Genomic DNA, 23,921 nt, shown 5'->3' with positions numbered 1-23,921 from the left:
CGCCCGTATGACACGGTGTTTCGCCCGGATCCGCGCCTCGGGGGCGCGCGCCTATCGTGTCGATATGGATCCCGTCGCCGCCCTCGCCGTGCTGGCCGCCGTTGTGCTCGTCGGCACGGCGATCGGCCTCGTCCTGCGACGCCGCGAGGGCCAGGTGCGGCACCGCGCCCACGAGAAGGACATCGCGACCCCCGATGCGCTCGGGCTCGACCACGCCGACTTCGGATCGGGCGCGACGCTCGTGCAGTTCAGCACCGAGTACTGCACCCGCTGCCCGCAGGCGCGGCGCGTGCTGGGCGGCATCGCACAGCGGCGCGACGGCGTGAGCCACGTCGACGTCGACCTGACCCACCGTCCCGACCTCGCCAAGCGCTTCCACGTGCTGCAGACCCCCACCACCCTGATCGTCGATGCCACCGGCGCCGTGCGCGCCCGGATCGGGGGCGCACCCCGGCCCGACGAGGTCGCCGCCGAGCTCGACCGCCTCCTGGAGACCACCCATGTCTGACGCCCCTGCCGGCATCGACCCGCGCGGACCCCGCTTCGCCGCGACCGTGACCACCGTGCTGCTGGTCGTCGCCACCTTCCTCGCACTGATCTCGGCGCCTCCGGCTCCGACGCCGGCCGGGCGCCTGGCCGATCCCGGGTTCGTCGCGGTCGCGATCGTCGCGGCGCTGTTCGTGTGGGGTGTGGCCTCGCCGCGCACGGCACCCTGGGGCGCGCTGTTCCGCACGGTCGTGCGCCCGCGTCTCGCGCCGCCGACCGAGCTGGAGGACCCGCGACCGCCGCGGTTCGCCCAGGGGGTCGGACTGCTCGTCACGGGCCTCGGCCTCGTGCTGCACCTGATCGGCGTGCCGTGGGCGCTGCCGATCGCGGCCGCCGCCGCGCTGGTGGCCGCCTTCCTCAACGCCGCGTTCGGCTTCTGCCTCGGCTGCCAGCTCTACCTGCTCCTCCAGCGCGCCGGGGTGCTCGGTCGCGAGCGCGCCGCCTGATCGACGCGCCCGTCCGCTGCACCCGTGACGCCGCCGACCTCGGCGGATAGGCTGGCGACCACACCGCTCATCCGCGATTCGGAGGACGTCATGACTGTCACCAGCGAAGCAACCACCGCCTGGGCCGGAAGCCTCACCGAAGGATCCGGAACCGTCTCGTTCGCATCCGGGATCGGATCCTTCCCCGTCAACTGGAAGGCGCGTGCCGAGGGCTCGGGGTCGACGACGACCCCGGAGGAGCTCATCGCCGCGGCGCACGCGTCGTGCTTCAGCATGGCGCTGTCGCACGAGCTGTCGCAGAACGGCACCCCGCCCGAGAAGCTCGACACCACCGCCTCGGTGACGTTCAAGCCGGGCACCGGCATCACCGGCAGCCACCTCAACGTGAGCGCGGTCGTGCCCGGACTCGATGCGGCGAAGTTCGCGGAGATCGCCGAGGGTGCGAAGACCGGCTGCCCGGTCTCGCAGGCCCTCTCGGGGATCACCATCACCCTCGAGGCGACGCTGGCCTGAGCCATGCACATCCTCATCGGGGGCGCGTCCGGTCTCATCGGGCGCGCCCTCGTCGCATCTCTGCACTCGCGCGGCGACCGGGTCACCCGCCTCGTCCGTCGCCCGCCGACCGGGCCCGATGAGGTGCGCTGGCTCGACGGCGCTCCTCTGGATCCGTCGGTCGTCGCGTCGGCCGACGTCGTCGTCGGACTCGGCGGCGCCTCCATCGGCCGCCTGCCCTGGACGCGCGGGTATCGCAGCCAGCTGCTGTGGTCGCGCATCACCCCCACGCGCACGATGGCGCGCGCGATCGAATCGCTCCCCGCCGCCGAGCGGCCCCTGTTCGTCTCCGCGAGCGCGACCGGGTACTACGGGTCGCGACCGGGCGCGCAGCTCACCGAGGCGATGTCGCCCGGCGAATCGTTCCTGGCGTCGCTCTGCGTCGAATGGGAGAACGCGGCGCGGATCGCCGGCGACCGCGTCGCGCTGCTGCGCACGGCCCCGATCGTGCACCCCGACGGGGTGCTGCGACCGCTGATGACGCTGACGCGGTTCGGGGTCTCGGGCCCGCTCGGCTCGGGCACACAGGCCTGGCCCTGGATCTCGCTCGACGACGAGGTCGCGGCGATCCTGCATGTCATCGACAACGGGATCACCGGGCCGGTGAACCTCTCCGGCCCCACCCGGGCGACGGCCAACGACCTGGGTTTCGCCCTCGCCGTGCGGATGAACCGCCCCTACCTGCTGCGTGCGCCCGCCGCGGCGCTGCGGGCGGTGCTCGGGCGCCCCTTCGCCGACGGTGTGCTGCTGGGCGATGCGCACGTCGTTCCCGAGGTGCTCACGACCAGCGGCTTCGCCTTCCGCCACAACACGGTCGAGGAGGCCGTCGCCGACGCGGTCGCCGCCTGATCCGGATCAGCGGGAGGCGCGTTCGCGCCGGATCGCCTCGCGCACGGCCGACCGCGCGCGGCGGCGATCGCCGGCGGCGTCGTAGGCGAGGCTGAGGCGGAACCATGCGGTCCAGTCGTCGGGGTGCGCCTCGACGTCGGCCTTGTAGCGCGGGAACACCGCGTCGCCCTCGGCGCGCGTCGGCCGCCCGCTCGCGGTGGTCGCGACGAGCTCCTCCGGCAGGCCGCCCTCGGTCTCGAGCCGGCGGGCGAGCTGCTCGGCGCGGACGCCGAACCAGAGCTCGCGGCCCAGCGCCCACAGCGCGATCGCGGGGAGGACGATGAGCGCCGCGCCCATGGCGATGGCGATGGGCTCGCCGGTCTGGATCCACTGCACGGCGCGCCAGCCGGCGACCGCGATGTACAGGGCGAGCAGCACGGCCATCACGGCCACGCCGATGCGCGTGCTCACGCGCTCGTCACCTGCGCCACCTGTCCCGGTGCGCCGTCCTCGGGGACGGGGCGGTCGGCGGTGGCGCGCGGCGACCCGACGCCGATGTCGATGAAGCTCTCGAGACCCACCACCACGCCGCGGACCTCCAGCGCGTTCTGCAGGGCGATGCGGATGCCCGGGGCGTACGCGGCGGCGGGATCGATCGTGTCGTGCACGATCGTGAGCGACTCGCCGGGGCCGGAGAGGACCGCCTCCTGCTTGGCGATCACGCCGGGGCGGCGAAGCGAGTGCACGGGGACGCTCGCGACCTGCTGACCGCGGGCCCGCTGGTCGACGTGCGGCGCGTCGACGGGGCTCTGGCGCGCGGCGGCGATGAGCTCGGCCGTGCGGACCGCTGTTCCGCTCGGGGAGTCGATCTTGGTGTCGCGATGCGCCTCGACGATCTCGGCGGACGGGAAGAAGCGCGCGGCCGCCGCGGCGATGGCGCTGCCGATCACGGAGCCGAGCGAGAAGTTGGGGATGAACACCGCCCCGGTGCCGGCGGCCTCCACCAGCGGCCGCACGAGGGCGATGCGCTCGGCCGACCAGCCGCTCGTGCCGACGACGACGTTGATGCCGCGCTCGATCGCGGCGCGGACGACGTCGATGCTCACGGCGGGAACCGAGGCGTCGACCACGAGGTCGGCGCCGTCGAGCTCGGCCAGGTCGCTGCGGGAGCCGAGCACCGTCACGACCTCGAACCCGTCGAGCTCGTCGATGACCTCGTGGATGATGCCGCCGAGCTTGCCTGTGCCGCCGACCAGCGCGATCCGTGTCGTCATGGCTCCATCCTAGGTTCGGGGTCTCCCCCGCACCCCCGCCCCGCGCCGCAGGCTTACGCTCGAAGGCGTGATCTCGTTCCGCGCCGCCTCGCCCGCCGACCCCGACGCCCACGACCTCATCGTCGAGTACTTCGGTGAGCGCGCCGCCGGCTTCCCCGGTGACTACCGCCCCGTCCTGCCCGGCCCGGACGCCTTCCGTGAGCCGGACGGCGTGCTCCTGGTCATCGAGCACGAGGAGCGCGGCACGATCGGCTGCGGCGCGATCCGGCGCATCGCCGACGGCCCCACCGGCGCGCGTTTCGAGGTGAAGCACATCTACACCCGCCCGGCCGCGCGCGGCCTCGGCGCGGGGCGGCTGCTCATCGAGGAGCTCGAGCGCCGCGCCCGCGCGTGGGGCGCCCACGAGCTGGTGCTCGACACGCACCACACGCTCGAAGCCGCCGCCGCCCTCTACGCGCGCGCGGGCTTCAGCGAGATCGAGGCGTACAACGACAACCCGAACGCCACCCGCTGGTACGCCAAGACGCTCAGCTGACCGGGGGCCGGGAGCCTCCGGCCGCGACGCGGGTCAGAACGGGAACTGGTCCGGGAGGCCCGTGCGCAGCTCGACCGGCAGGTGGGCCAGGTCATTGTGCGTGAGGAGCGTCCAGGGACGACCCTGACGCTGCGCGATGACGGTCAGGCCGCAGTTGGCCTGGTTCAGCGTCATCCAGCGCCACTCTGGTGCGCCGAGCACCTCGCGGACGAACCACGAGATGACGAAGTTGTGGGTGATGAGCAGCTCGTGGACGTCGCCGTGCTTGCGCACGAGGAACTCGTTCACGGCATCGGCCATCTGCGCCGTGCCGGCCTCGATCTGGGCCTCGGTGACCCCGCCGAAGAACGGCTCGTACGCGGCCGGGGTCTCCTCGGTCATACCCGTGGGGACGCAGTCGAACAGGAGCGCGTGGGGCTGCGGGGTGATCGAGGGCAGCCGCTTCGCGATGATGTCGGCCGTGTCGGTGGCCCGCACAAGCGGCGAGTGCCAGACGGTGTCGAGCGGGATGCCCGACAGGCGGTCGGCGATCAGCTCTGCCTGGCGGCGGCCGCGCGGCGAGAGGGGGCCGTCCTCCATGCCGTGCTCGGCATCCTGCTGCTCGCCATGGCGGACGAGATAGATGTAGTGCGCCACTGCCTCACCCCATCCTTCGTCCGTATCGATCAGTCGTCCGGATCGACCGGGCGCGGCAGAGCGAACTCGTGCGCCGATGGATCCTCATCCACACTACGTGACGTTCCCGTTACCTCGCGCAGACCGCGCCACGAGCCGTCATCACCTCGCCGGCGCGCCGGATCAGTCGGCGGCCTTGGCCAGCTCGGACAGGTGCGCGCGCGTGAGGCGGACGCCCACGCCCTGCACCAGCTCGTCAAGCTGCGCAGGCGAATGCGCGTTGACGATGGGCGCCACCACGGAACGCTGCGCCAGCAGCCAGGCCACGGCGATCGCCGCGTGCGAGACGGCCAGCTCGGCCGAGATGGCGTCGAGCGCCTTGAGAACGCGCGCGCCGCGCCGGTTGAGGCTGTTGGCCAGCAGGCGGCCGCGCGCGGAGGTCGCCACGCCCTGTCGGCTGCGGTGGCGGCCGGAGAGGAAGCCGTGCTCCAGCGCCTGCGACGGCGTCACGGCGATGCCCTGGGCGACCGCCACGAGGCGCAGGTCGCCCTCGAAGTCGCCGCGGCGCATGAGGTTGTAGGGGACGTCGACCGCCGTGATGCGCGGGTACCCGGCCGAGGACAGGATCCGCGCCTCGACGAGCTGCTCGGCGGTGAGGCCGTGCGCGCCGATGTGACGGACCTTGCCGGTCTCGATCAGCCACTCGGCGGTCGCCAGGGTGTCCTCCAGGGAGGCGACCGGCTCGGCCGTGGCGTCGAGGTACAGCACGTCGATGCGGTCGGTGGCGAGACGCGTGAGCGAGGCCTCGACGGCGCGGACGAGATTGATCGAGCCGAGGCCCGGATTGTCGGGGTGGTCGCCGACGCGCACCGCGAGTGCGATGTCGTCGCGATTGCGGCGCGCGCGCATCCAGCGGCCGATGATGTGCTCGCTGCGGCCCGCGGCGAAGCTGTCGGCGGTGTGCACGGCGTTGCCGCCGATCGCGTGGAAGTGATTCAGCAGCGCGTCGGCGCGATCCTGATCCATCGTCCAGCCGAACTCGGAGCCGCCCAGCATCACGGGGAACACGGGGATCGCGGACTCGCCGAGTGGCACGCGCACGAGGCTGCCGACGGCGGGGCCCTGCACGGGGATCGGGGCGGACGGGTGCTCCTGGTGCGCGCCGATGGCCGGCGTTGTGGTGTTCGCCTGCACTTCGGTCATTCCCCGCCCCCTTCACACGCGTCGCCCGGGGCCCGACGTCGCGGCACGCCCGAGAGCCAGCGTGTCCTTCGAGGGTATTCGAGTCTTCTGCGCCGGGGCCGCGCCGCGCCGTAACGCTTCGGTCACGTCGACACGCCCGGCCGCGTCGTGGCAAGCGGAACGGCCCGCCCGTCCGGAGATGAGCGGGCCGTTCGGGACTGCTTACGCCTCGGCGGGAGCCTCGGTCGCCTCGGCGGCCGCGGCCTCCTCGACGACGGGCTCGAGAGCCATCTTGCCGCGGTCGTCGATCTCGGCGATGCGGACCAGGATCTTCTGGCCGACCGAGACGACGTCCTCGATGTTCTCGACGCGCTTGCCGCCGTTGAGCTTGCGGATCTGCGTCACGTGCATGCGACCGTCCTTGCCCGGGAGCAGCGAGATGAACGCGCCCGAGGGGATGATCTTCACGACCGTGCCGAGGAACTGCTCGCCGATCTCGGGGTTCGTCGGGTTGGCGATCGCGTTGACCTGGGCGCGGGCGGCCTCGGCCGAGGGGCCGTCGGTCGCGCCGATGTAGACGGTGCCGTCCTCCTCGATGGAGATCTGCGCGCCGGTCTCGTCCTGGATCGCGTTGATCGTCTTGCCCTTGGGGCCGATCAGCTCGCCGATCTTGTCGACGGGGATCTGGACGCTGATGACGCGGGGCGCGGTGGGCGCCATCTCGTCGGGAGCGTCGATCGCCGCGTTCAGGACCTCGAGGATGCGCGTGCGCGCGTCCTTCGCCTGGGTCAGGGCGCCCGCGAGAACCTCGGACGGGATGCCGTCGAGCTTCGTGTCGAGCTGGATCGCGGTGATGAACTCGCTCGTTCCCGCGACCTTGAAGTCCATGTCGCCCAGGGCGTCCTCGGCGCCGAGGATGTCGGTCAGCGCGGCGTAGCGCGTCTGACCGTCGACCTCGTCGGTGACCAGGCCCATCGCGATGCCGGCGACGGCGGCGCGCAGCGGCACACCGGCGTTCAGCAGCGACAGGGTCGAGGCGCAGACCGAGCCCATCGACGTCGAGCCGTTCGAGCCGAGAGCCTCGGACACCTGACGGATCGCGTAGGGGAACTCCTCGCGCGACGGCAGCACCGGAACGAGCGCGCGCTCGGCCAGGAAGCCGTGGCCGATCTCGCGGCGCTTCGGGCTGCCCACGCGGCCGGTCTCACCGGTCGAGTAGGGCGGGAAGTTGTAGTGGTGCATGTAGCGCTTGCTCGTCGTGGGCGACAGCGAGTCGATCTGCTGCTCCATCTTGAGCATGTTCAGCGTGGTGACGCCCATGATCTGGGTCTCGCCGCGCTGGAAGATCGCCGAGCCGTGGACGCGCGGGATGACCTGCACCTCGGCGTCGAGCGGACGGATGTCGGCCAGGCCGCGGCCGTCCATGCGGACACCCTCGGCGAGGATGCGACCGCGCACGATCTTCTTCGTGACCGACTTGTAGGCGGCGGAGAACTCGAGCGGGGCGGCGGCGGGCAGCTCGCCGGCCTCGACCTTCTCGACCAGCTCGGCCTTGACGCGGGCCTTGACCTCGTCGTCGGCGTTCTGGCGCTCCTGCTTGTCGGCGATCTGGTACACCTTGGCCAGGTCGTCGGCGGCCTTCTCGTTCACGAACGCGAAGGTCTCGTCGCTGTAGGCCGGGAAGACCGGGAACTCCAGCGGCGCCTTCGTCGAGGCTGCGGCCATCTCGGCCTGCGCCGCGACGAGCTGCTTGATGAAGGGCTTCGAGGCCTCGAGGCCGCCGGCCACGATCTCCTCGTTCGGCTTGACGGCGCCGGCCTTGATCAGGTTCCAGCTGTTCTCGGTGGCCTCGGCCTCGACCATCATGATCGCGACGTCGCCGTTGTCGAGCACGCGACCCGCGACCATCAGGTCGAAGACGGCCGACTCGACCTGCTCGGCGTTCGGGAACGCGACCCACTGGTCGGCGTGCTCGCCGTGGCCGGGGATGAGCGCGAGGCGCACACCGGCGATGGGGCCCGAGAACGGCAGACCCGAGATCTGGGTCGATGCCGACGCGGCGTTGATCGCGAGGGCGTCGTAGAACTCGCCCGGAGCGATCGAGAGCACGGTGACGACGATCTGGATCTCGTTGCGCAGGCCGTCGACGAACGACGGGCGCAGCGGACGGTCGATCAGACGGCAGACGAGGATCGCCTCGGTGGAGGGGCGGCCCTCGCGGCGGAAGAACGAGCCGGGGATCTTGCCCGCGGCGTACGAGCGCTCCTCGACGTCCACCGTCAGGGGGAAGAAGTCGAAGCCCTCGCGGGGGTGCTTGCCGGCGCTGGTGGCCGAGAGGAGCATCGTCTCCTCGTCGAGGTACGCGGCGACCGCGCCCTGGGCCTGCTGGGCGAGACGACCCGTCTCGAAGCGGATCGTGCGGGTGCCGAAGCGGCCGTTGTCGAGAACGGCCTCGGCCGCAGTGATTTCAGGACCTTCCAAGAGGTCTCTCCTTCTGTTGCGCCCCCGCAGGGGCTCATCAAAGGAGCAGGGAACAGGCAGATATGGGCGCGCACGTCAGATCGTGCAGAGCATCGATCACGCTCGCCTGCGCTGGCCACCAGGAGAAATCCACCAGTTGCGGACCGTGTCCGCGGCTGGGAGACCACTTCAGGGGACCAGCTTCCTGCCAGCCTGCTCCTACATATGTTTATGGACTTTTCCTTCCCACCCTATCAGCGGGATCCCGATCCGGTCAGGGTCTGTCGCGGTGGGAGCACGCATGACACCGTGAGTTCATGAGCGATTTCACGAACCTGCCCCCGGAGGTCGTGCGCCCCGTGCTGCACGACGACGACGTGCCCGACGAGGAGCGCGAGGTCGACCTGGACGACGAGGCCGAGCTGCGCCTGCCTCCCCCGACGCTCGACCCGGACGAGGCGATCGAGGACGATCCGGACGACCACGCGGAGGATGTCCGCGACGAGGCCCGCGGCGCGGGCGCGCTCGACGAGTAGCCGGCGACCCTTCGGACCCGCGCCCGTCAGCGCGGGCGCGCAGCGTGGGCGATGACCCGGCGCCGCGAGAGGCCGCGCGTGCGGGCCGCCTCGTCGAGCGGGCGCAGACGCTGCGCCTCGCGGTAGTGCTCGACGAGCTGGTCGCCGAGCGACTCCCAGGTGCGCGAACGCACGCTGTCGCGGGCGGCCTCGCCGAACGAGCGGCGCTTCGCGTCGTCGCCCGTGAGGTCGAGCACCCGCTCGCGCAGATCGTCGAGGTCGCCGGGACGGTACAGCCAGCCGTCCCGGCTGGAGCGGACGAGGTCGAGCGGGCCGCCGCGCCCGGTGGCGACGACCGGCACGCCGCTGGCGAGGGCCTCCTGGACCGTCTGGCAGAACGTCTCGCTCTCGCCCGGGTGGACGAACACGTCGAAGCTCGCGAGCGCGGTCGCGAGGTCGTCCCCACCCAGGAAGCCGGTGAACACCGCGCCGGGGAGCTCGCGCTCGAGTCGGGCGCGCTCGGGGCCGTCCCCGACGATCACCAGCCGCACACCGGGGAGTCCGCACAGGGCGCGGAGGTCCGCCACCTGCTTCTCGGGGGCCAGGCGTCCGACGTAGCCGACCAGCACCTCCCCCGGCGCGATGCTCTCGCGCCACGCGGCGCTGCGTCGCCCGGGGCGGAAGCGGTCGGCGTCCACACCGCGCCCCCACCGGCGCAGCCGATCCACCCCGAGCCCCGCGAGCTGGGCCTCCGAGGCCGATGACGGCGCGAGGGTGAGAGTCGCACGCCGGTGCAGCCGCGCGACGTGCGCCGCGGCCAGGGGCGCGGCCCCCGGGACGCCGTAGCGCTCGGCATAGGCGATGACGTCGGTCTGGTAGACGGCGACGCTCGGGATCCGCAGCGCGTCGGCCGCGACCTGGCCCTTCCACCCCAGGGCGAACGGCGATGCGAGGTGGACGACGTCGGGTGCGAACTCACGCAGCACTCCGACGATGCGACCCGTCGTCGGGTACGAGACGCGCACATCCGGATAGGCCGGCATGGGCAGCGACGGGACGAGAGCGGTGCGCCCCGAGGGCGCGGGCTGCGCCGCTCCCCCGGCATCCGGGGCGACCACCAGCGTCTCGTGACCACGGCGCTCGAGATGACGGATCATCTGCAGGACGGAGTGGGTGACCCCGTTCATGTGGGGGAGGAAGGATTCGGCGACCAGCGCGACTCTCACGTCTTCAGGGTGACGGTCGTCCGGGCCCCGGCACCGCCCGATCCGGGCGACTTCGCCGACCGTTCATCCCGCGGACAGCACCTTTCATCCGCGCGGCCCCTCCGCGTCACCGGGCGCGCGTACACACGTGGCATGGACGAGCTGATCGCGGGTCTCGCGGCGGATCCGTGGGCGCTGGCGCTGCTCGCGGGCCTGGTGTTCGCCGACGCCTTCCTGGTGGTCGTGCCGGGTGAGGTCGCGGTGACCGCGCTCGGGGCGGTCGCGGTCGCTCACGGCCTGCCGCCGCTGTGGGCGGTGATCGTCGTCGGCGGCGCCGCCGCCTTCGCCGGAGACGTGTGCTGCTACCTCGTCGGGAGGCACCTGCACCCGCAGCGGTGGCGGATCCTGCAGCGCGCGAGCCTGCAGCGCGCGCTCGACGCCGCGGCCGGGCGGCTGCGCACGCACGCGGCGACCGCCGTGTTCACGGCGCGGTTCATCCCGTTCGGCCGGCTCGCGGTGAACCTCTCGGCGGGCGCCGCGGTGGTGCCGGCCGCGCGCTATCTGCCGATCGCCGGCGCCGCCGCCCTGGCCTGGTCGGCATTCCAGGCCCTCGTCGGCGGCGCGGTGGCCGCCGTCGTCCCGGGCGGCACGGTTGTGGCGGTGCTCGTCTCGATCGTGGTGGCCGTCGCCGTCGGCGCGACGGTCGACCTCGTCATCGCCCGCCTGCGGCCCGGCGCCTGAGGGCCCCGCGGCGAGCGCTCGCGCGATCTCGCTGTCGCCGCCCCGGGCCTGCGAGAGTTCTCGCAGGCCCCGGGAATAGATGTGGCGACCCCACGTTGTATGGGATACATTCAAACGCATACAAATGAGCGAGAGGGCAACATGAGCACGCAGATGCAGTTCGGCATCTTCTCGGTGAGCGACATCACCACGGATCCGACCACGGGCCACACCCCCAGCGAGGCCGAGCGCATCCGCGACATCGTGACCATCGCCACCCACGCCGAGGAGGTCGGTCTCGACGTCTTCGCGATCGGCGAGCACCACAACCCGCCCTTCTTCTCCTCCTCGCCCACGACCACGCTCGCCTACATCGGCGCGCAGACCGAGCGGCTCATCCTCTCGACGGCGACGACGCTCATCACGACCAACGACCCGGTGAAGATCGCCGAGGACTACGCGATGCTCCAGCACCTCACGGGCGGCCGCGTCGACCTGGTGATGGGTCGCGGCAACACCGGTCCGGTGTACCCCTGGTTCGGCCAGGACATCCGCCAGGGCCTCCCCCTCGCGATCGAGAACTACGCCCTGCTCCGTCAGCTGTGGGATCAGGACGTCGTCGACTGGGAGGGCAAGTTCCGCGGCCCGCTGCAGGGCTTCACCGCCACGCCCCGTCCGCTCGACGGCGTCTCGCCGTTCGTCTGGCACGGATCGATCCGCACCCCGGAGATCGCCGAGCAGGCCGCCTACTACGGCGACGGCTTCTTCGCGAACAACATCTTTTGGCCCAAGGAGCACTACCAGCGCCTCATCCAGCTGTACCGCCAGCGCTACGCGCACTACGGCCACGGCACCCCGGAGCAGGCGATCGTCGGTCTCGGCGGCCAGGCGTTCATGGCGAAGAACTCGCAGGACGCGGTGCGCGCGTTCCGTCCCTACTTCGACAACGCCCCCGTCTACGGTCACGGTCCCTCGATGGAGGACTTCACCGAGATGACCCCGCTCACCGTGGGCTCGCCCCAGCAGGTGATCGACCGGTACGCCGCGATGCGCGAGCACTACGGCGACTACCAGCGTCAGCTGTTCCTCATGGACCACGCGGGCCTGCCCCTGAAGACCGTGCTCGAGCAGCTGGACCTGCTCGGCGGCGAGGTCGTCCCCGTGCTCCGCAAGGAGCTCGCACAGGGCCGCCCCGCGGACGTCCCCGACGCCCCCACCCACGCAGCGCGTGTGCAGGCCGTGTACGGCGACGGCCCCGCCCGCGAGGCCCGCCCGAACGCCGCGGGCGGCAACAACCTCACCGTCGGCGGCCCCTACCAGGACACGCCGCCGGCCGCCCCCAAGGCCGGCTCGGCCTTCGGCACCGCCGCGACCCGCTGACCCGACGCGCACACCAATCGAAAGGCACAGGATCATGACCGGAACCCGTCGCCTCGCGGTGATCTCCGCGGGACTGTCCACGCCCTCGTCCACGCGCATGCTGGCCGACCGCCTCGCCGCCGCCACGATCGCCGAGCTCTCCGAGCGCGGCATCGAGGCGGAGGCCTCGGCCTTCGAGCTGCGCGACTACGCGCACGACATCACGAACAACCTGCTGGCCGGCTTCGCGCCGCCGGCCCTCGAGAAGGTCCTGGAGACGGTGGCCGCCGCCGACGCGCTGATCGTCGTCACCCCCATCTTCTCGACCAGCTACTCGGGGCTGTTCAAGTCGTTCATCGACATCCTCGACCGGGAGTCGATCAGCGGGAAGCCCGTGCTGATCGGCGCGAACGCGGGCACCGCCCGCCACTCGCTCGCGATCGACTACGCGATCCGCCCGCTGTTCGCCTACCTCCACGCCGAGCCCGTCTCGACCGGCGTCTTCGCCGCCTCGAGCGACTGGGGCGGCACGGAGGACGAGGTCGCCACGCTCAGCGCCCGCATCGAGCGCGGGGCGCGCGAGCTGGCCGAGGCGATCGCCCTCAAGCCCTCTCTCGAGGCGATCGACCCGTTCGATCCGGACTCGTACCTCGGCGCCGGCAAGGGCTTCGGCCACCTGCTCGGAGGCCTCGCCGGCGAGTGATCAGACGGTGGGCTCCTCGATGGGTGCCGCTTCCTCGTGATGCGGCACCCATCGTGCTGCCGACAGCACCAGGCCGATGAGCAGAAGCGCGGCCGTCAGCCAGAACGGCCAGGTGCGGTCCATGCCCGACAGCCACCCGGAGATCCACCCGAACGGCGCCGCCGCCAGCATGATCACGGTGCGCTGCACGGCCATCACCCGCGATCGCTCGGCCTCGTCGACGTGCAGGGCCACCAGCGACTCGGACAACATGAAGACCATCGCGGCCCCGAAGCTGTCGAGCACCAGGCACACTCCCAGCAGGGCGTAGGTCTGCAGGTCGGCCTCCCCCTGGGCCGCGGGGATCATCACGAGCACCAGCTGGCCCGCCAGGTAGATGCCGAACCCCCACAGGGCGGCCGCCTTCAGGTCGCGACCGTGGCTGAGGCGCGGGATCACCGTGAACAGCAGCACGATCGACAGCAGCGAGCGCAGCATCGGGAAGAACGGCAGCAGCTCGTCCGGGACGTGCAGGCGCTGACTGATCACGACCTGCCAGAAGGTGCTGTTCACCAGGGTCACCGCCGCGACGAGCGCGGCGAGGACCAGCGCCAGGATCGAGCCGCGCGATCGCAGCAGGAGGCGCACCGCGCCGCGGTAGCCGGCGAGCAGGCGCCAGATGCTCTCGTCGCGTGTCTGCGCCATCCGGATCTCGCCCTGACGGGTCTCGCGCGACCAGCGGTAGAGCCAGATCACCTTGGCGGTCATCACCACCGCCGCGTTGATGAACAGCAGGCGCACCGCCGGCTCCAGCCCGAAGTTCGCCACCAGCACCGCCGCGATCGGCGCGAACAGCGCCGAGCAGTCGGCCGCCACCCGCACCAGCGAGTAGATGCGGGTGAGCTGACTGCGCGGGGCGTCCTCCACCATGAGGCAGTCCCACGAGTTCGAGGTCACCTGCAGGGCGCCGTTGACCAGCGCCGCCGCGAGGAAGAACCAGAAGTTCTGCGCGAACGCCCAGATGATGCAGGGGATCACCCAGGCGATGACGTCGAAGAGGGCGGTGGTCCACCGGCGGCCGAGACGATCGGTGATGATCCCGCCCGCCAGGCCGAACACGACCTGCGAGACCATTCCGGCGCTGGCGATGAGGCCGATCTGCGCATCGTGCACGCCGAGCGCCAGCATAAACACCGACAGGTACGGCAGGACCAGGGCCATCGACAGGCCCCACAGCGGCTCGGTCCAGACGCACGCGCGCGGGTTGCCCCGCAGCGTCACCAGCGTCTGCCACAGCATGTTCGACTTCTTCGTCACCGAAGAAGTCTGCCAGCAGAAAGCGCTCCCGCCGCGCCGGGGCGCGGCGCACGCCCCCGGTACCGTGTACGGATGAGCACGCCGAGCCCCGCCACGGGATCCGCCCCCCGTCCGAAGCGGCGCGTCCCCTACTGGGACAACGCGCGATTCGCCTGCATCGTGCTCGTGGTGCTCGGCCATGCGGTGCAGCGCCTGACCTACGACTCCGACATCGCCTACGCGATGTACCTCGTGATCTACGCCTTCCACATGCCGGCCTTCGCGATCATCTCGGGGTACTTCTCGAAGTCGGATCCGCCGTCGCGCCGCCAGATGGCCCGCATCATCACCGACATCCTGCTGCCGTACCTCATCTTCGAGGCGCTGTGGTGGCTGACCAAGACCCTCGTCGAGGGGCACGCCGACCCGAACCTCACCAAGCCCTCGTGGACCCTGTGGTTCCTGCTCGCGCTCGGCATCTTCCGGCTGATCCTGCCGTACCTCGCGCTGCTGCGCTGGCCGCTGCTGTGGACGATCGTCATCTCGGTGGGCGCCGGCTATCTGCCCAACGTCGGCGCGACGTTCTCGCTGGCCCGCACGCTGGGCTTCCTGCCGTTCTTCGCGCTGGGCTGGTGGCTGCGCGAGCGCGACGTCGTCAACCGCCTGCGGCTGCTGGAGCGCAAGGCCTGGTGGGCCCGTGCGAGCGCCGTGGCGGTGTTCGCCCTCGCCGGATGGGCGGCCTGGGCCGGGCTCGCCGGCTGGCACGAGATGGACATGCGCAACTGGCTCTTCTACGACCAGGACTACGCGCACTTCCTCGGCGACGACGTCAGCACCCTGTGGTGGGCGGGCGGCGTGCGCCTGGCGCTGATGCTGCTCGCGGTCGTGCTGTGCGCGGCGTTCTTCGTGATCGTGCCCCGCGGGCAGTTCCCCTTCACGAAGTACGGCACCTACACGATGTACATCTTCCTGCTGCACTCGTTCGTGCTCTACCCGTTCCGCGAGACCGGGCTCCTGCGCGACCTCGAGCCGACCTGGATCTGGCTCCCCCTCGTGTGCATCGCCTCGGTGCTCATCACCGTCGCCCTCGCGTCGAAGCCCGTGCGGTGGCTGTTCCGGCCGCTGGTCGAGCCGCGCGCCCGCTGGCTGTTCGCCGACCCGTCGATCACGCCCTCGGGCGGCGCCGACCCGACCGGGTCGATGCGCCCTCGCACCCCGGACCGGGCCCCGTCCGCGAGGTGAGGCGGGAGCCGCGCGTTTCCTCGCGTGACGCCGCGAGTCGTCACACGCTCGCGCGGATCCGATCCGCTTCGTAGGTTCGGGGCATGAGCGACCTCACCCTGCCGATCCTCGACCTCTCGCAGCTGGACGCCGGCCCCGAGGCGGCGGCGCGCTTCCGCTCCGCGCTCGCGGCCGCCACCCGCGACGTGGGGTTCTTCTACCTCGTGGGCACGGGCGTCTCCCCCGAGCTCGAGGCCCGGGTGCAGCGCGTCGCGCGGGAGTTCTTCGACCTCCCCGAGGCGGACAAACTGGCCATCGAGAACCTGACGAGCCCGCAGTTCCGCGGCTACGCCCGGGTCGGCGGCGAACGCACGCAGGGCAGGATCGACTGGCGCGAGCAGATCGACATCGGGCCCGAGCGCGAGGCGATCGCCGACCCCGTGAACGACTTCGATCGCCTCGTGGGGCCGAACCTCTGGCCCGAGGCGCTGCCCGAGCTGCGCGAGGCGATCACCGAGTGGCACGACCGCCTCACCGAGGTCGCGCGGCGCCTGCTGCGCGCCTGGGCCCTCGCGCTGCACGCGCCGGAGGACTGGTTCGACCGGCACTTCGGCGATCCCGCGACCCTGATCAAGATCGTCCGCTATCCCGGGGTGGACTCGGACGAGCCGCAGCAGGGGGTCGGCGTCCACAAGGACTCGGGCGTGCTGACGCTGCTGTGGGTGCAGCCCGAGCGCGGCGGCCTGCAGGTCGAGTTCGACCGCGGCGACGGCGAGCGCGTCTGGATCGACGCCCCGCCGGTGCCCGGCTCGTTCGTGGTGAACATCGGCGAGATGCTCGAGTACGCCACACAGGGCTACCTGCGCGCTACGAACCACCGTGTGCTCTCGCCGCGGGCGCCGCAGGACCGCATCTCGATCCCGTTCTTCTTCAACCCGGCACTCGGCGCGCGCCTGCCGGTCCTGCCCCTGCCGGACGAGCTCGCCGCGCAGGCGAGAGGGGTGGAGCAGGATCCGTCCAACCCGATCCACGCGCTGTACGGCGAGAACGCGCTGAAGTCGCGCCTGCGCGCGCACCCGGACGTGGCCGCGCGCTGGCACGCCGACATCGTGCCCACCTGGACCTGAGCGGCGGGATCGCGCTCGATCGCGCCCAGGGGGCTGACGATTATGGGCTGACCACCTACCCTCGGTGGCATGCCGGACATCGCCGTCTTCGCCCCCGCCCCATCGGTCACGGTCACCGTCGAGGACCGCGGAATGGACGGCGTCGGCACGGCGCCGGAGATCCACGTGCACGCCGGCGGGCAGGGCGTGTGGCAGGCCCGGATGCTGCGGCGCCTGGGCGTCTCGGTCACCCTGTGCTGCGTCCTCACGGGCGAGCTCGGGCGCGTGGTGCGCGGCCTGCTCGAGGGTGAGGGCTTCCGCGTCGCCGCGATCGAGCGGGACGGGCACGGCGCGGGCTATGTGCACGACCGCCGAGACGGCGAGCGCGCCACCATCGCCGCGACGCAGGGCGACGTGCTCGGCCGCCACGACCTGGACGAGCTGTACGGGGCGATGCTCCGCGAGGGGATCGACGCGGGGCTTGCGATCCTGAGCGGTCCCGACGGCGACGGGGTGCTGCCTGCCGACACCTACCGGCGCCTCGCCGCCGACCTGCGCACGAACGACGTGCGGGTCGTCGTGGACCTCGCCGGCGACCGGATGCTCGCCGCGCTCGAGGGCGGGGTCGACCTGCTGAAGGTCAGCGACGAGGAGCTGCGCGCCGACGGTCTGCTCGAGGGGGACGACCTGGGCGCGATCCTGCGCGCCGTCGACGAGCTGCGACGCCGCGGGGCGCACGATGTCATCGTGACCCGGGCGGGGCGGCCGTTCCTCGTCCGCAACGGGTCCCGCACGCTCGAGATCACTCCCCCGCAGCTGCAGATCGCCGACCATCGCGGGGCGGGTGACTCGCTCACCGCCGGAACCTGCGCCGGGCTCGCCGTCGGGCAGTCGCTGCGCGAGGCCGTGGTGACGGGCGCGGCGGCGGGGGCGCTGAACGTCACCCGGCACGGGCTCGGCACCGGCGACATGGAGACGATCGCGCGATTGCGCCGCAGCGTGGTCGTCCGCGAGCTTCCCGGGGACGGCCATGATCCCGACGAGAGTCACGGTCGCATCAGCCCCGACGGCCTGGCCGCGCTGGCGGAGCCCGCCCCGGCGCCGGAGGAGGACCGATGACCCGCGTGCTGGTCACCAACGACGACGGCATCGAGGCTCCCGGGCTGCATGTGCTCGCGCGCGCCGCCGCGTCCGCCGGCCACGACGTGACCGTCGCCGCCCCCGAGCGCCAGTCCAGCGGCGCCAGCGCCTCCATCACCGCGGGCGAGGAGGAGGGCCGGATCGCCATCGAACGGCGCACGCTGCCCGGCCTGGAGGGCGTGCCCGCCTTCGCGGTGCGCGGCGGCCCGGGGCTCATCGCGCTCATCGCGGCGCACGGCGCCTTCGGCGAGAGGTTCGACGTGGTGCTCTCGGGCGTCAACCACGGCGCCAACGTGGGGCGCGCGATCCTGCACTCCGGCACGGTGGGCGCCGCTCTCACGGGCGGCCTGAACGGCGCATGGGGCCTCGCGGTCTCGCTCGATGTCGGCATGCGCCCCGAGGTGCACGAGTGGCAGACCGGGGCCGCCACGGCGCTTCAGGTGCTGCCGTTCCTGATGACCCTCGAGCGCGGGTCGGTCGTGAACCTCAACGTGCCCAACGCGCGGTCGCATCGCGGGGTGCGCGAGGCCCCGCTGGCTCCGTTCGGCATCGTGCAGACCACGCTCTCCGAGCGCGGCGAGGGCCACATCCGCCTCGCGGTCGAGGACCTGCCGAATGTCCCCCATCCCGGCAGCGATGCCGCCCTGCTGGCCGAGGGCTACGCCACCCTCACGGGGATCGAGCCCGTGTCAGCCAGGAGCGTCGGGTTTCAGGAGAAGAGCCCGGCTCCGACGTAGGAACCGGTCTTCGCGCCCGGAGGGATCGCGAACAGGGCCGACCCCACGTGCCGGATGTACTCGTTCATGAGGTCGCGCGAGAGCGCGCGCTGCACCGTCACGAAGCGCTCCGGATCGCGCTGATACGACAGGAAGAACAGTCCCGCGTCCAGGCGGCCGAGCTCGTTGTCGCCGTCGACGTAGTTGTAGCCCCGGCGCAGCAGCCGGATCCCCTCGTTGAACTCGGGGTGCGCGAGGCGGACGTGGCTCGCATGGTCGATCGACGGCGCGCCGCCCGCGGCGTGCGCGAAGTCCGGCTCCGTGAACTCGTCGCCGCCCGAGAGCGGAGCGCCCTCGCCCTTGTCGCGCCCGATGATGCGGTGCTGCTCGGCCAGGCGCACGCGGTCCCAGGTCTCGATGAGCATGGCGATCTTCCGCACGACCAGGTACGACCCGCCCGCCAACCACGCGGGCCGGGAGTCGCCCGGCGTCCACACGTGCTCGCGGAGGGCCTGCTCGTCGTCGGCGAGGATGTTGGCGGTGCCGTCCTTGAAGCCGAAGAGGTTGCGGGGCGTGGCCTGCGAGGCCGTGGTCTTCGAGGTGCGCCCGAAGCCCAGCTGCGACCAGCGCAGGCGGGCACGGCCGAACGCGATGCGGGTGAGGTTGCGGATGGCGTGGAAGGCGACCTGCGGGTCGTCCGCGCACGCCTGGATGCACAGGTCGCCGTCGCTGGAAGCGGGATCCAGGTCGTCGCCCAGGAACGCGGGCAGGCGCTGCAGCTCGGCCGGGCGCCGGTCGGCGATGCCGAAGCGGTCGACGCCGTCGAACTCGAACAGCGTCGGCCCGAAGCCGAACGTGATGGTCAGGCCGTTCGCGCCGAGGCCCACGGCCTCGCCGGTGTCGTCCGGCGGTGCCTCCGGCGAGCCGCCGACGGCGCCCGTGGCGCCGACATCGAGACCCTGGGTCATCCGCGTGGCCGCGTAGGACCAGTCCTCGAGCAGCGAGATCAGGTCGGCGCGCGTCGCCGATGAGGTCATGTCGAAGGCGGCGAAATGCAGGTGGTCCTGCACGCGCGTCGTGATGCCCGCCTGCCGCGTCCCGTGGAACGCGAACGGATCCGAGGAGCCGGCGCTCGCGGCGGCGGTCGCCGTGGCGAGGCCGAACCCGCCACCGCCGCCGAGAGCCAGGCCCGCGGCGCCCGCGCCGGCGGCCCAGCCGAACAGCGAACGACGGCTGAGGCCGCGCGCACCGGCGGCGTCCGCGGCCCGCGAGCCGGCCGGGAGTGCCTCCGAAAGCGCCTCCGAGGGATCCTGCGTCATGTCACTCCAGGATGGTGCTCGTCAGCTGCGCGAGCGGCTCGGCGAGGGCGTTCAGCTGGTCGCTGAGCTCGCGGCGGTCCTCGTCGGTCAGCTCGGTGAAGCCGACGAAGCCCTCCTCGAGCGATCCGTGCGCGCCGAGCGCGTTGGTCAGGCGCGTGTAGCCGGCGTCGATGTCCTCGACGAGCCCGGCGCCGTCCTCGCCCTGCGCCGATGCGAACTCGCGCACCAGATCGAAGGCCATCTTGGATCCCTCGACGTTGGCGGCGAAGTCCCACAGGTCGGTGCCCGACCACCAGTCCTCCTCACCGGTGATCTTGCCGGTGGCGACCTCGTCGAGCAGCGCGATCGCGCCGTTGCTCAGCCCGGCGACGCCCTGGTCGTCGAGCGCGGTGAGGAACGCGTCGGAATGGACGTAGTCCGACAGCTCCGCGGTGTCGGCCACGAGCTGGGCCGCGAAGTCGGCGCGCTGGTCGTCGGTGGACGGGGTCCAGCCCTGCCACGCGGGGGTCTCGCCGTCGGCGTTGAGCGCGTCCTCGGCAGGGACCCAGAGGTCCTTCTCGATGCGGTGGAAGCCGGTCCAGTCGAGGCCCTCGGCGACCGCGTCGACCTCGCGGTAGTCGATGCGCGGGTCGAGGTCGCCGAGCGACTCGGCCACGGGCTCGATGCGCTCGTAGTGGGTGCGGACCTGCGGGAACAGCGCTCGCGCCGTGTCGTCGTCGTTCGCGGCGTACGCGGCGGTGAACTCGTCGATCGCGGGCACCAGCTGCTCGACCTGATCCTTCACGAACGCGGCGTACAGATCGACCGCCTGCTGCTTCTGCTCGGCATCCTCGCCGGTGGCCTCGACGGCCTCGCCCGTGACGGTGAAGGCGGTCTTCCCCACGCCCTCGCCGACCATGCCCGGCTTGCAGAGCGTGAAGTAGTCACCCGGCTGCGCGACGACGGTCAGGGTGCGGGAGGCGCCGGGGGCGATGTTCTCGACCTCGCCGACGATGCGCAGGCCGTCCTCGGCGAGCAGGTAGAACTCGGTCACCTCGGCGCCCGTGTTGGCGACGTCGAAGACGACCGTGCCGCTGGTGGCCGTGGCGGCCGACACGGTGCAGGCCTGCGCGTCGGACGAGACGGCGAGCGCGCCGTCGGTCTCGGGGCCGCCGGCGCCGGCGGCGGCGTTCGGCACGCAGCCGCTGAGGGCCAGCGCGGCAAGGGCGGCGCCGGCGACGGCGACGAGGGCGCGATACGGGGACGTGGTCATCGGGTCTCTTCTCGGAGGATCAGCCGCGTGCGAGGGCGCGCTCGGATCGGGCGGGGACAGCGGTGCGTGCGGGAGCGGCATCGCGACCGGTGCCGCGCGGGGCGGACCGGCGTGCGCGGCGCAGGAAGATCCCGCCGACGATGAGGAGGTAGAGGGCCCAGGCGATCACCTGCAGCCACGTCATCGCGGGGGTGAAGCCGAACGTGGCCTGCAGGATCGCGGCGAGCGTGCTGCCGGGGGCGATCACGCCGCTGAGATCGAAGGCATAGCCGAACGGCAGGCCCGCGAGACCGATCAGCACCGACCCGGTCTGGGGGTCGAGCGGGGCGAAGGCCCCGAACGGGCCGGGGAGGACGCCGGCCTCCTGCAGGTCGTGCACGCCGTAGGCGAGGACACCCGCGGCGACGATCACAAGCAGCCCGCTCGTCCAGGTGAAGAAGCGGCGGAGATCCAGGCGCACGATGCCGCGCTGCAGCAGCCAACCCAGGATCACGGCCGCGACGAGACCCAGCACCGCGCCGAGGAGCGCCTCGGGGGCGTTGCCGAACGAGCGCACCATCGACCACAGCAGCAGCGTGGTCTCGATGCCCTCGCGGGCGACCGAGACGAAGCCGATCGCGACCAGCGCCCACACCGAGCCCTCGGTGAGCGCCCGCTCGGCGTGGTGCTCGAGGTCGCGCTTCATGGAGCGCGCCATCTTCTGCATCCAGAAGATCATCCAGGTGACCATGGCCACGGTCAGGAGGGACAGCCCGCCGCCGATGATCTCCTGCGCCGCGAAGCTCAGCGTGTACGCGCCGAAGGTGAGGATCGCGCCGATGCCGAGCGCGAGCACCACCGCGAGCAGGACGCCGGAGATGAGGCGCGGCAGGGCATCGCGGCGACCGGATCGCACGAGATACGCGACGAGGATGCCGACGACGAGCGCCGCTTCGAGGCCTTCACGCAGGCCGATGAGGAACGTCGCGAACACGCGGGACGACTCGCAATCGGGAGGGGGTTCTGGGGAGGGAGCCAACTAAGGCTCGCCTCAGGAAGGTTACCCTTCCCCGCTCACCGGGACGAATCCGCTCCCCCGTGAGAACCCCGGGAGACGTCGGCCGCCGTGCGGCCCCAGACGCAGGAGAACCCGCCCCACACCGTGGGACGGGTTCTCGAGAAGGCGATTGAACGCTGGGCGCTGCTGCTCAGCGACGCAGGCCGAGACGCTCGATGAGCGAACGGTAGCGGTTGATGTCGACGTCCTGGAGGTAACCCAGGAGGCGACGGCGCTGGCCGACCAGGAGGAACAGACCACGACGCGAGTGGTGGTCGTGCTTGTGCTCCTTGAGGTGCTCGGTGAGGTCCTTGATGCGACGCGTCAGCATCGCGACCTGCACCTCGGGGGATCCGGTGTCACCGGGGTGCGTCGCGTACTCTTCGATGATCGCCTTCTTGACGTCTGCTTCGAGAGCCATAGAATCGATCCCCTTTCTCCTCATTGCGCGGCGCTCGACACCTGATGTGCGAGCTCTCTTTATCCGCGGCCGATCGAACGGCAACCCCACGAGTCTACCAGCGATCGGCGGCGCAGAAGACCCGGTGCGGCGTGCACCGCATAGGGTCGACAGGTGCAGGAGACCAAGAGCGCGCCCCGTGGGCATCTCATCGACGTCCGCCCGCTCACCCAGAGCCCCGCGTTCGCCCGCCTCTGGCTCGGGACGATGCTCGGGGGGCTCGGCGGACAGCTGACCATCACGGCCGTGATGCTGCACATGTACGCGCTGACAGGATCGACCTTCGCCGTCGCGATGATCGCCGTCGCCGGTCTGGTGCCGATGATCGTCGCGGGCCTGTACGGCGGGATGCTGGCGGATCACTTCGACCGCCGCAAGGTCGCGCTGATCGCCGCGGTGATCGGCTGGAGCGCCACCGTCGCCCTCGCGACGCTCGCGTGGACGGGCCTGGTCACCGAGTGGTGGCTCTACGCACTGTCGATCCTGAGCTCCGCGGCGACCACCGTCGCCTCGGCGACGAAGATGGCGATGACGCCGACCCTGGTCGGCAAGGATCTGATCGCCGCGGCCGCCGCCCTCCAGGGGATCACGGGTGGGATCATGGTGATGGCCGGGCCGGCGCTGGGCGGCATCCTCGTCGCCGCCTTCGACTATCCCCTGACGTACACGATCGACGTGATCCTGACGCTGTCGCTGTTCCTCGGTCTGGCCACCCTGCCGAGCCTCCCACCGGAGGGCCAGACCGAGCAGCCCGGACTGCGCTCGATCCTCGACGGCTTCGGGTTCCTGCGCACGGCCCCGAACATCCGCATGCAGTTCATCCTCGACATCATCGCGATGACCTTCGGTCAGCCGATCGCGCTCTTTCCCGCACTGGGGGTGATGCTGCTGGGCGGCGGCGAGGTCACCACCGGCGTGCTCATGGCCTCGATCGCGGTCGGCGTCTTCGTCTCGAGCCTGTTCTCGGGCCGGGTCGTGACCGTGCGCCGGCAGGGCGTCGGCATCGCCAGGGCGATCCAGGCCTTCGGTCTCGCCACCGGCCTGTTCGGTCTTGTGCTGCTGGGCGCCGCCCTCGGCTGGTCGGGCGGCCACGCCACGCAGGCCCACCCGGACATCCCGATGATCGTGCTGGCCTGCATCTGCCTCGCCCTCACCGGCGCGACGGACAACGTCAGCTCGATCTTCCGGCAGACGATGCTGCAGGCGGCCGTCCCGGACGCGGTCCGCGGGCGCCTGCAGGGCATCTTTATGGTGGTGGTCGCCGGGGGGCCCCGCATCGGAGCCCTCTTCACCGGCGCGCTCTCGGCCGTCGCGCTGTGGCTGCCGCCGCTGGCCGGTGGCATCGCGATCATCGTGATCGTCGCGGTGATCCTGCGGGCGGCTCATCGATTCCGGGCGTACGACGCCCTGGATCCGACCCCCTGACCCCGGACGCGACGAAGGGCGGGTGCCATCC

25 protein-coding genes are annotated in these 23,921 nt (G+C 71.8%); 14 read left to right on the top strand and 11 right to left on the bottom strand.

What is annotated here, in order from left to right:
• The first annotated feature begins 64 nt into the window (after nt 1-64).
• The 4 genes from ACOKGD_RS04395 (at nt 65) to ACOKGD_RS04380 (ending at nt 2,393) form a co-directional block, all read left to right on the top strand.
• Nucleotides 65-508 (top strand): TlpA family protein disulfide reductase, encoded by a 444-nt coding sequence (locus ACOKGD_RS04395; protein ID WP_342336530.1) that lies wholly within the window; start codon nt 65-67, stop codon nt 506-508.
• A complete protein-coding gene (locus ACOKGD_RS04390) occupies nt 501-992 on the top strand; it encodes a DUF4395 domain-containing protein (protein ID WP_342336531.1) in 492 nt (163 codons plus the stop codon). The genes ACOKGD_RS04395 and ACOKGD_RS04390 overlap by 8 nt, the downstream gene beginning before the upstream one ends.
• A gap of 90 nt (nt 993-1,082) precedes the next feature.
• Nucleotides 1,083-1,505: an OsmC family peroxiredoxin gene (locus tag ACOKGD_RS04385; protein ID WP_342336532.1), complete on the top strand. Its 423-nt coding sequence runs from the start codon at nt 1,083-1,085 to the stop codon at nt 1,503-1,505.
• A 3-nt stretch (nt 1,506-1,508) separates the two neighbouring features.
• Entirely contained in the window at nt 1,509-2,393 is an 885-nt protein-coding gene (locus tag ACOKGD_RS04380) for a TIGR01777 family oxidoreductase (protein ID WP_342336533.1), read from the top strand.
• A gap of 6 nt (nt 2,394-2,399) precedes the next feature.
• Here ACOKGD_RS04380 and ACOKGD_RS04375 read toward each other — a convergent pair whose 3' ends face one another.
• Together ACOKGD_RS04375 and dapB are read right to left on the bottom strand one after the other, a co-directional pair.
• A complete protein-coding gene (locus tag ACOKGD_RS04375; RefSeq protein WP_342336534.1) occupies nt 2,400-2,843 on the bottom strand; it encodes a hypothetical protein in 444 nt (147 codons plus the stop codon).
• The gene (dapB, locus tag ACOKGD_RS04370) at nt 2,840-3,646 is read right to left on the bottom strand and encodes a 4-hydroxy-tetrahydrodipicolinate reductase (protein ID WP_342336536.1); all 807 of its coding nucleotides are present in this window, start codon (nt 3,644-3,646) and stop codon (nt 2,840-2,842) included. Before dapB ends, ACOKGD_RS04375 begins: the two co-directional genes overlap by 4 nt.
• Nucleotides 3,647-3,713: 67 nt before the next feature.
• On the opposite strand from dapB, the gene ACOKGD_RS04365 reads away from it, so the two are divergent.
• Entirely contained in the window at nt 3,714-4,181 is a 468-nt protein-coding gene (locus ACOKGD_RS04365) for a GNAT family N-acetyltransferase (protein ID WP_342336537.1), read from the top strand.
• A 33-nt stretch (nt 4,182-4,214) separates the two neighbouring features.
• On the opposite strand, the gene ACOKGD_RS04360 is transcribed toward ACOKGD_RS04365, so the two are convergent.
• From ACOKGD_RS04360 to ACOKGD_RS04350, 3 genes are all read right to left on the bottom strand, one after another.
• Entirely contained in the window at nt 4,215-4,817 is a 603-nt protein-coding gene (locus ACOKGD_RS04360) for a histidine phosphatase family protein (RefSeq protein WP_342336539.1), read from the bottom strand.
• 162 nt (nt 4,818-4,979) lie between these two features.
• Nucleotides 4,980-5,999 carry an aldo/keto reductase gene (locus tag ACOKGD_RS04355; protein ID WP_342336540.1) on the bottom strand — a complete coding sequence of 340 codons (1,020 nt, stop codon included), beginning with the start codon at nt 5,997-5,999 and terminating at the stop codon, nt 4,980-4,982.
• A 201-nt stretch (nt 6,000-6,200) separates the two neighbouring features.
• Entirely contained in the window at nt 6,201-8,459 is a 2,259-nt protein-coding gene (locus ACOKGD_RS04350) for a polyribonucleotide nucleotidyltransferase (RefSeq protein ID WP_342336541.1), read from the bottom strand.
• A 296-nt stretch (nt 8,460-8,755) separates the two neighbouring features.
• On the opposite strand from ACOKGD_RS04350, the gene ACOKGD_RS04345 reads away from it, so the two are divergent.
• Nucleotides 8,756-8,974: a hypothetical protein gene (locus ACOKGD_RS04345; RefSeq protein WP_342336543.1), complete on the top strand. Its 219-nt coding sequence runs from the start codon at nt 8,756-8,758 to the stop codon at nt 8,972-8,974.
• Nucleotides 8,975-9,000: 26 nt separating this feature from the next.
• Here the strand turns inward: ACOKGD_RS04345 and ACOKGD_RS04340 are convergent, their stop codons facing one another.
• On the bottom strand, nt 9,001-10,179 hold the full coding sequence (locus ACOKGD_RS04340) for a glycosyltransferase family 4 protein (RefSeq protein WP_342336545.1): 1,179 nt from the start codon (nt 10,177-10,179) through the stop codon (nt 9,001-9,003).
• 132 nt (nt 10,180-10,311) lie between these two features.
• Between ACOKGD_RS04340 and ACOKGD_RS04335 the strand changes: the two genes are divergently transcribed.
• The 3 genes from ACOKGD_RS04335 (at nt 10,312) to ACOKGD_RS04325 (ending at nt 12,940) form a co-directional block, all read left to right on the top strand.
• Nucleotides 10,312-10,899, top strand: a complete 588-nt coding sequence (locus ACOKGD_RS04335; RefSeq protein WP_342336547.1) for a DedA family protein — start codon at nt 10,312-10,314, stop codon at nt 10,897-10,899.
• 153 nt (nt 10,900-11,052) lie between these two features.
• Nucleotides 11,053-12,258 carry an LLM class flavin-dependent oxidoreductase gene (locus tag ACOKGD_RS04330; RefSeq protein ID WP_342337154.1) on the top strand — a complete coding sequence of 402 codons (1,206 nt, stop codon included), beginning with the start codon at nt 11,053-11,055 and terminating at the stop codon, nt 12,256-12,258.
• Between the two features lie 34 nt (nt 12,259-12,292).
• Nucleotides 12,293-12,940 carry an FMN reductase gene (locus ACOKGD_RS04325; protein WP_342336548.1) on the top strand — a complete coding sequence of 216 codons (648 nt, stop codon included), beginning with the start codon at nt 12,293-12,295 and terminating at the stop codon, nt 12,938-12,940.
• On the opposite strand, the gene ACOKGD_RS04320 is transcribed toward ACOKGD_RS04325, so the two are convergent.
• Complete coding sequence (locus tag ACOKGD_RS04320) at nt 12,941-14,236, bottom strand: MFS transporter (RefSeq protein WP_342336550.1); 1,296 nt, start codon at nt 14,234-14,236, stop codon at nt 12,941-12,943.
• A 72-nt stretch (nt 14,237-14,308) separates the two neighbouring features.
• On the opposite strand from ACOKGD_RS04320, the gene ACOKGD_RS04315 reads away from it, so the two are divergent.
• The 4 genes from ACOKGD_RS04315 to surE all read left to right on the top strand — a co-directional run bounded on the left by ACOKGD_RS04315 (nt 14,309) and on the right by surE (nt 18,419).
• A complete protein-coding gene (locus ACOKGD_RS04315) occupies nt 14,309-15,457 on the top strand; it encodes an acyltransferase family protein (protein ID WP_342336552.1) in 1,149 nt (382 codons plus the stop codon).
• An 83-nt stretch (nt 15,458-15,540) separates the two neighbouring features.
• Nucleotides 15,541-16,563, top strand: a complete 1,023-nt coding sequence (locus ACOKGD_RS04310; RefSeq protein WP_342336553.1) for an isopenicillin N synthase family dioxygenase — start codon at nt 15,541-15,543, stop codon at nt 16,561-16,563.
• A gap of 69 nt (nt 16,564-16,632) precedes the next feature.
• A complete protein-coding gene (locus tag ACOKGD_RS04305) occupies nt 16,633-17,661 on the top strand; it encodes a PfkB family carbohydrate kinase (protein ID WP_342336555.1) in 1,029 nt (342 codons plus the stop codon).
• Nucleotides 17,658-18,419: a 5'/3'-nucleotidase SurE gene (gene surE, locus ACOKGD_RS04300; protein ID WP_342336556.1), complete on the top strand. Its 762-nt coding sequence runs from the start codon at nt 17,658-17,660 to the stop codon at nt 18,417-18,419. Before ACOKGD_RS04305 ends, surE begins: the two co-directional genes overlap by 4 nt.
• On the opposite strand, the gene efeB is transcribed toward surE, so the two are convergent.
• The 4 genes from efeB to rpsO all read right to left on the bottom strand — a co-directional run bounded on the left by efeB (nt 18,392) and on the right by rpsO (nt 22,426).
• A complete protein-coding gene (efeB, locus tag ACOKGD_RS04295) occupies nt 18,392-19,717 on the bottom strand; it encodes an iron uptake transporter deferrochelatase/peroxidase subunit (RefSeq protein ID WP_342336557.1) in 1,326 nt (441 codons plus the stop codon). The two genes, surE and efeB, sit on opposite strands and share 28 nt — an antisense overlap.
• A 1-nt stretch (nt 19,718) precedes the next feature.
• The gene (gene efeO, locus ACOKGD_RS04290) at nt 19,719-20,969 is read right to left on the bottom strand and encodes an iron uptake system protein EfeO (RefSeq protein ID WP_342336558.1); all 1,251 of its coding nucleotides are present in this window, start codon (nt 20,967-20,969) and stop codon (nt 19,719-19,721) included.
• A 19-nt stretch (nt 20,970-20,988) separates the two neighbouring features.
• Nucleotides 20,989-21,942, bottom strand: coding sequence for an iron uptake transporter permease EfeU (gene efeU / locus ACOKGD_RS04285; protein ID WP_342336559.1), 954 nt, complete (start codon nt 21,940-21,942; stop codon nt 20,989-20,991).
• A gap of 214 nt (nt 21,943-22,156) precedes the next feature.
• Nucleotides 22,157-22,426, bottom strand: a complete 270-nt coding sequence (rpsO, locus tag ACOKGD_RS04280; protein ID WP_342336560.1) for a 30S ribosomal protein S15 — start codon at nt 22,424-22,426, stop codon at nt 22,157-22,159.
• Between the two features lie 153 nt (nt 22,427-22,579).
• Here rpsO and ACOKGD_RS04275 point away from each other — a divergent pair, with 153 nt between their 5' ends.
• Nucleotides 22,580-23,890: an MFS transporter gene (locus ACOKGD_RS04275; RefSeq protein ID WP_342336561.1), complete on the top strand. Its 1,311-nt coding sequence runs from the start codon at nt 22,580-22,582 to the stop codon at nt 23,888-23,890.
• The last annotated feature ends 31 nt before the right edge of the window (nt 23,891-23,921 follow it).

Source organism: Microbacterium phosphatis (assembly GCF_049177115.1).
Lineage (GTDB): Bacteria > Actinomycetota > Actinomycetes > Actinomycetales > Microbacteriaceae > Microbacterium > Microbacterium phosphatis.
The sequence above is the reverse complement of the archived record's forward strand: the minus strand, read 5'-3'. Positions and strand labels throughout refer to the sequence as shown.

Bases quoted from the DNA above. Each gene is read 5' to 3' on its own strand.
- ACOKGD_RS04395 (WP_342336530.1), top strand. From the start codon at position 65: ATGGATCCCGTCGCCGCCCTCGCCGTGCTGGCCGCCGTTGTGCTCGTC.
- ACOKGD_RS04390 (WP_342336531.1), top strand. From the start codon at position 501: ATGTCTGACGCCCCTGCCGGCATCGACCCGCGCGGACCCCGCTTCGCC.
- ACOKGD_RS04385 (WP_342336532.1), top strand. From the start codon at position 1,083: ATGACTGTCACCAGCGAAGCAACCACCGCCTGGGCCGGAAGCCTCACC.
- ACOKGD_RS04380 (WP_342336533.1), top strand. From the start codon at position 1,509: ATGCACATCCTCATCGGGGGCGCGTCCGGTCTCATCGGGCGCGCCCTC.
- dapB (WP_342336536.1), bottom strand. From the start codon at position 3,646: ATGACGACACGGATCGCGCTGGTCGGCGGCACAGGCAAGCTCGGCGGC.
- ACOKGD_RS04355 (WP_342336540.1), bottom strand. From the start codon at position 5,999: ATGACCGAAGTGCAGGCGAACACCACAACGCCGGCCATCGGCGCGCAC.
- ACOKGD_RS04345 (WP_342336543.1), top strand. From the start codon at position 8,756: ATGAGCGATTTCACGAACCTGCCCCCGGAGGTCGTGCGCCCCGTGCTG.
- ACOKGD_RS04335 (WP_342336547.1), top strand. From the start codon at position 10,312: ATGGACGAGCTGATCGCGGGTCTCGCGGCGGATCCGTGGGCGCTGGCG.
- ACOKGD_RS04330 (WP_342337154.1), top strand. From the start codon at position 11,053: ATGCAGTTCGGCATCTTCTCGGTGAGCGACATCACCACGGATCCGACC.
- ACOKGD_RS04325 (WP_342336548.1), top strand. From the start codon at position 12,293: ATGACCGGAACCCGTCGCCTCGCGGTGATCTCCGCGGGACTGTCCACG.
- ACOKGD_RS04315 (WP_342336552.1), top strand. From the start codon at position 14,309: ATGAGCACGCCGAGCCCCGCCACGGGATCCGCCCCCCGTCCGAAGCGG.
- ACOKGD_RS04310 (WP_342336553.1), top strand. From the start codon at position 15,541: ATGAGCGACCTCACCCTGCCGATCCTCGACCTCTCGCAGCTGGACGCC.
- ACOKGD_RS04305 (WP_342336555.1), top strand. From the start codon at position 16,633: ATGCCGGACATCGCCGTCTTCGCCCCCGCCCCATCGGTCACGGTCACC.
- surE (WP_342336556.1), top strand. From the start codon at position 17,658: ATGACCCGCGTGCTGGTCACCAACGACGACGGCATCGAGGCTCCCGGG.
- efeB (WP_342336557.1), bottom strand. From the start codon at position 19,717: ATGACGCAGGATCCCTCGGAGGCGCTTTCGGAGGCACTCCCGGCCGGC.
- efeO (WP_342336558.1), bottom strand. From the start codon at position 20,969: ATGACCACGTCCCCGTATCGCGCCCTCGTCGCCGTCGCCGGCGCCGCC.
- rpsO (WP_342336560.1), bottom strand. From the start codon at position 22,426: ATGGCTCTCGAAGCAGACGTCAAGAAGGCGATCATCGAAGAGTACGCG.